The sequence below is a fragment of the Mesorhizobium sp. L2C066B000 genome (assembly GCF_000502335.1).
GTDB lineage: Bacteria > Pseudomonadota > Alphaproteobacteria > Rhizobiales > Rhizobiaceae > Mesorhizobium.
Genome location: NZ_AYWZ01000045.1, coordinates 1 through 5,443, shown reverse-complemented (window position 1 = coordinate 5,443; position 5,443 = coordinate 1). Strand labels below are relative to the sequence as shown.

Annotated in this window: 2 protein-coding genes; both read right to left on the bottom strand. The window is 61.5% G+C overall.

Features of this window, described 5'->3' with window-relative positions; all coding sequences use genetic code 11:
• Positions 1–155: 155 nt before the first annotated feature.
• A complete protein-coding gene (locus X733_RS1000000171215) occupies positions 156–1,262 on the bottom strand; it encodes a hypothetical protein (protein WP_245274560.1) in 1,107 nt (368 codons plus the stop codon).
• Between the two features lie 2,232 nt (positions 1,263–3,494).
• Positions 3,495–5,443 (bottom strand): Ulp1 family isopeptidase (locus X733_RS1000000167450; RefSeq protein WP_050588742.1); only part of this gene is annotated, 1,949 nt, incomplete at its 5' end.

The window sequence follows — 5,443 nt, the reverse complement described above, 5'->3', positions numbered from 1 at the left end:
TGACAGTGAGCTATGCTGGAGATTGGGGTGACGAGGCTGATCAAGCCTTCCAACAGTACCAGCCTGATCAATTACAGCGAGAGCTACCGGTCCGGAGATCGCATCAGCGCCTCTGTCGTCAAGAGAGCTGTTCTGCTTGACCCCAGCCATGGAGCTCAACGCCCCGCGTCGGAGCGCTCCCTGCTTCTGAAGGAAGCCATTAGGTCCGCTCGGGCTTGATCGGAGGCTTGGCTGATGGACGTCGTGGTTGCTTCGCTCAGTTGCCGCCCCATGGCGCGGCTTTGCGGATTATCAGTCCTCTGCCTCTTCGCCGGTCTCAACAGCGCTGTGTAATGTTCATTGTTTATGATGACGCCCCCGCTGTTCACGAGGTTGCTCCTGTCAAGTGTACTCGTCAGTCCGTCCTGGGCCTCACGCTTCTTGCCCAAGTGCCGTTCAAACGGCGCTGGCGCGACTTGTTGAGCTCGAGAGATGGGTCCCTGCTCTCCTGCGTGGCCATGAGCTTGTGCCGCGGTCTGCGCAGCGGCGTCCCCAATGGCACGAGCCTCCATGCCGACTGCGTCTTCTGGACGAGCAGCAAGGGCAATTTCGCGCCCGAGTGCGAACTTCCGGACATGAGTTAGTGCACTGATGTCAGCGGTTTTCATATAGCGCTTGGCATCTTCATCCAGCGACCGCTCGTGAAGCCGATCCGCAATCCCCGGCTTTTTGTTTTCAACCAGGCATTGACTGAAACGTCTAAGAGCAGACCCATAGACCTCAACGGTACGGGGTTTCGGCCCGGTCGGCGCTGCCTCGTACGCTTTGATGAGAGCCGCTGTGTACTCTCTGATGAGCACGGCGTCGGCAGGGTGGGGATTCAGGGCAGGGCGGCCCACCACTGGCGCTCCGCCCGCCCACGTCTTGAGACGACCCAGTGACCCAGCCACGGCCGAGGGGCCGCCACCCCAGATCTCGTACTCCTTGCGATCCCGATCCAGCGACGAATCGTGAAGCCGATCCGCAAACCCCGGCTTGTTATTTTCAACGAGCCAATGACCAAAGCCGAAAAGAATATCTACATGGCGCTTGACCGTGATCTCCCCGACCTTACCGGCATAGAGTGCTGACCTCAGCCCTTCGACAAGGGTCGCATCGTTGGAATAAAGAGGACCCTTGTCGGGACCGGAGACCACTTTTGGGCGATCTGGCTGCACCGCCGCCGGCACAGAACGAGCATGGTCACGCAACTCGGACGGTGCGGGGGGATTCAGATCAACCACTGACGAATCCGGCGCATNGGGGCCTGCATCAGCACGCGAGCGCCTGAATTGCCGATCTCGCTCAGCTGCGGCTCAGTGGCAACGTCCTGCAGACGACTGTTCGGGGTCCTTTGCCTCTTCGCTGGTCTCAACTCCGCTGTATCATGCTCACGGTTGATGAGGACCTCCTCGCTTGGTAGCTGGTTGCTCCTGTCCTGTGCAGCGATCCGCTCGTCCGGCGCGCGCTGGTCGCCGTCGCGCCAGCTCAGGGGACGAAAGGACCCTGCGGGATCCGAGGCTTGGTGATGGGGCCCAGTTGGCACGAAAGACGATGCCAGAACAGCGTCGTCTTCATTAGCTNGGGATCCGAGGCTTGGTGATGGGGCCCAGTTGGCACGAAAGACGATGCCAGAACAGCGTCGTCTTCATTAGCTTTCCCAGGGAGCTCGCGCCCGAGTTCGGACTTCCGGAGATGAGCTAGTGCACTGATCCCACCGGAGTTGTTATAGCGCTTGGCATCTTCATCCAGCGACCCCTCGTGAAGCCGAGCCGCAATCCCCGGCTTTTTGTTTTCAACCAGGTATTCACTGAAACGTCTAGGAGCAGATCCATAGGTCTGAATGGTAGCGGGATTCGGCCCGGTCGGCGCTGCCTTGTACTCTTTGATGGGAGCCGCTGTGTAACCTCTGATGAGCGCGGCGTCGGCAGGGTCGGGATTATTCAGGACAGCGGCGCGGTCCAGCACTGGCGCTCCGCCCGCCCACGTCTTGAGATGACCCACTGCTCTAGCCACGTCCGAGGAGCCACTCTTGCTCTCGTACTCCTTGAGATCCGGATCCAGCGACTCCTCGTGAAGCCGAGCAGCAAATCCCGGCCTGTTATTATCAAAGAGCCAACGACCAAAGCCGAGAAGAGAATTTACATGGCGCTTGACCGTACTCTCCAATGCTGACCTCAGCCCTTCGACAATGGTCGCATCGTTGGAATAGAGAGGACCCTTGTCGCGACCGGAGACCCCTATTGGAGGATCTGGCTGCACCGCCGGCGGCACAGAACGAGCATGGTCACGCAACTCAAACGGTGCGGGGGGATTCAGATCAACCACTGACGAATCCGGCGCATCATGATGGCGCGCCGTTGAGTGACCCGGCTGCAGCACCGAGGCACCCAGCATCGACCCACTGCCTCCGGCGTAGGGCGCCGCGGCGTGTTCTTGTCCGCTCCCTTGCACCATGAGTTGCGCCTCCCATGGCGATGGTAGAAGGTCCGCGTGCGGAATCGAGTCGAAATATCCCGACAAATCAGCGTCGACCATCTGCTTTTGCGACCGAGCCAGCGTTTCGGCCACCGCGGCCTCGCCAACCGCGGAGGGCGTCTCCTCAGCCCCGGCGAACGCTGGCCCGGCAGGCGCCGCCGGCACAGAACGAGCATGGTCACGCAACTCGAACGGTGCGGGGGGATTCAGATCAACCACTGACGAATCGCGCGCCGTTGAGTGACCCGGCTGCAGCACCGAGGCACCCAGCATCGACCCACTGCCTCCGGCGTAGGGCGCCGCGGCGTGTTCTTGTCCGCTCCCTTGCNCCGGCTGCAGCACCGAGGCACCCAGCATCGACCCACTGCCTCCGGCGTAGGGCGCCGCGGCGTGTTCTTGTCCGCTCCCTTGCGTCATGAGTTGCGCCTCCCATGGCGATCGTAGAAGGTCCGCGTGCGGAATCGAGTCGAAATATCCCGACAAATCAGCGTCGACCTTCTGCTTTTGCAACCGAGCCCACCTTTCGGCCAACGCGGCCTCGCCAACCGCGGAGGGCGTCTCCCCAGCCCTGGCGAACGCTGGCCCGGCAGGCGCCGCCGGCACAGAACGAGCAGGGTCACGCAACTCGGACGGTGCGGGGGGATTCAGATCAACCACTGACGAATCCGGCGCATGATGATGGCGCGCCGTTGAGTGANATCGACCCACTGCCTCCGGCGTAGGGCGCCGCGGCGTGTTCTTGTCCGCTCCCTTGCACCATGAGTTGCGCCTCCCATGGCGATGTATCCACTTGAGGGCCGGGATCATGCACTGGTTCGTCCATTTGCTTTTGCAACCGAGCCCACCTTTCGGCCACCGCGGCCTCGCCAACCGCGGAGGGCGTCTCCTCAGCCCTGGCGAACGCTGGCCCGGCAGGCGCCGCCGGCACAGAACGAGCATGGTCACGCAACTCGAACGGTGCGAGGGGATTCAGATCAACCACTGACGAATCCGGCGCATCATGATGGCGCGCCGTTGAGTGACCCGGCTGCAGCACCGAGGCACCCAGCATCGACCCACTGCCTCCGGTATGCGGTGCCAGGTGCTCGTCCCCCAGCATCATGGGCTGCGCNCTGCGCAGCGGCGTCCCCAATGGCACGAGCCTCCATGCCGACTGCGTCTTCCGGACGAGCAGCAAGGGCAATTTCGCGCCCGAGTGCGGCGTACGGCGGGAACTTCCGGAGATGAGCTAGTGCACTGATCCACCGGTTACCACTGGAGTCCAAATAACGCCTGGCATCTTCATCCAGCGACCCCTCGTAAAGCCGAGCCGCAATCCCCGGCCTGCTGTTTTCATGCAGGTATTGACTGAAACGTCTAAGAGTAGCCGCATAGTCCTGAGTGGTTTTGGGATTCGGCCCGGTCGCAGGCTCTGCCTCGTACTTTTTGATGAGAGCCGCTTTGTAATCTCTGATGAGCTCGGCGTCGACAGGGTCGGGATTCAGGGCAGCGCGGCCCACCATTGGCGCTCCGCCCGCCGACTCTTTGAGACGACCCAGTGCTCTAGCCACGTTCGAGGAGCCACTCTCGCGCTGGTACTCCTTGAGATCCTGATCCAGCAACGGATCGTCAAGCCGAGCAGCAAATCCCGGCTTGTTATTATCAAAGAGCCAACGACCAAAGCCGAGAAGAGAATTTACATGGTCCGTGACCGTGCGCTCCCCGACCTTACCGGCATAGAGTGCTGACCGCAGCCCTTCGACAACGGTCGCATCGTTGGAATAAAGAGGACGCTTGTCGCGACCGGAGACCACTACTGGAGGATCTGGCTGCACCGCCGCCGGCATAGAACGAGCATGGTCACGCAACTCGAACGGTGCGGGGGGATTCAGATCAACCACTGACGAATCCGGCGCATGATGATGGCGTGTTTCCCCGGGAACAACGTCCCGTACGAACACCGAGTCTGGGTTGCCTTGGTCCGGCGCGACTGGAGCCAGGGCTCTGTCGTGCAACGCTCGCGCTGACTGGCCGAGCCGCTTGATCCGCTGGTGAAACGTCCCAACGGGGCTTTCCTTAACCGCGTCTCGCGCCTGTCGGTCCATGAGTTCAAAGTTCGTGAGATAATTTGCCGTTCCAGATGTATCGTCACCCATGAGTCGGGTTTGTAGTGCCTGCCGATTGACGACGAGGTTGTTGAGGTTCAGGTCTGGCAGGTCTGGCAGGTCTGGCTGCCATCTTTGCAATCGCCCAACCAGCGCCCGCGTGCCGTCCACCACGTAGACTCCGCAATCCCACTCGTTGCTCTGCTGGGCGATGCGGGGTAAGTCCACGCGGGTCTCCAGGCTGGCGCCCAGCCTTTCTGCGAGGTGTTTTGCAAGCTTGTCATGCCATCCGCTGACGGAGTCATAATGATAGGCAACCGGCCGTTCCCGGTCGCTGCGATCAACGAACAGCAGCGACCAATGTTTGCCGCGCTCCGCAAGAGTCTTACCGCCATCGCTCACTGGCACGAACAGGAAGTCGGCTGTGTCGTTACCGTTCTGATTATGGACGATGCGCTGGAATGCGCTTAGCTTGTCGCTCTCGGAGCCCAAGCGCAGATGATAATTGGCTACGAGGGGATCCACGAACCGCGTCCGGGCGGCGAGTTCTGGATTGTTCCCCTGCAACTCCTGCTCCAGGAGCTGGTAATCCCTGTGGATATGTTCGTCGCCTAGCAATTGCAATGCGCCGAGCACCCGCCCGCTGGGGTCGCCGAAAACACCAAAAAACCCTTCGACCGCGGGGGACATCCCCTCAGGAAAGAGCTCTGGCGAGGCGGAATTCCCCGCCCGCAAGCTGGGCGGAGCGAATTCCGGTGGCCTCAGTGGCACCTCCTCGCTTGGTACCAGGTTGCTCCTGTCCTGTGCAGCGATCCGCTCGTCCGGCGCGCGCTGGTCGCCGTCGCGCCAGATCAGGGGACGAA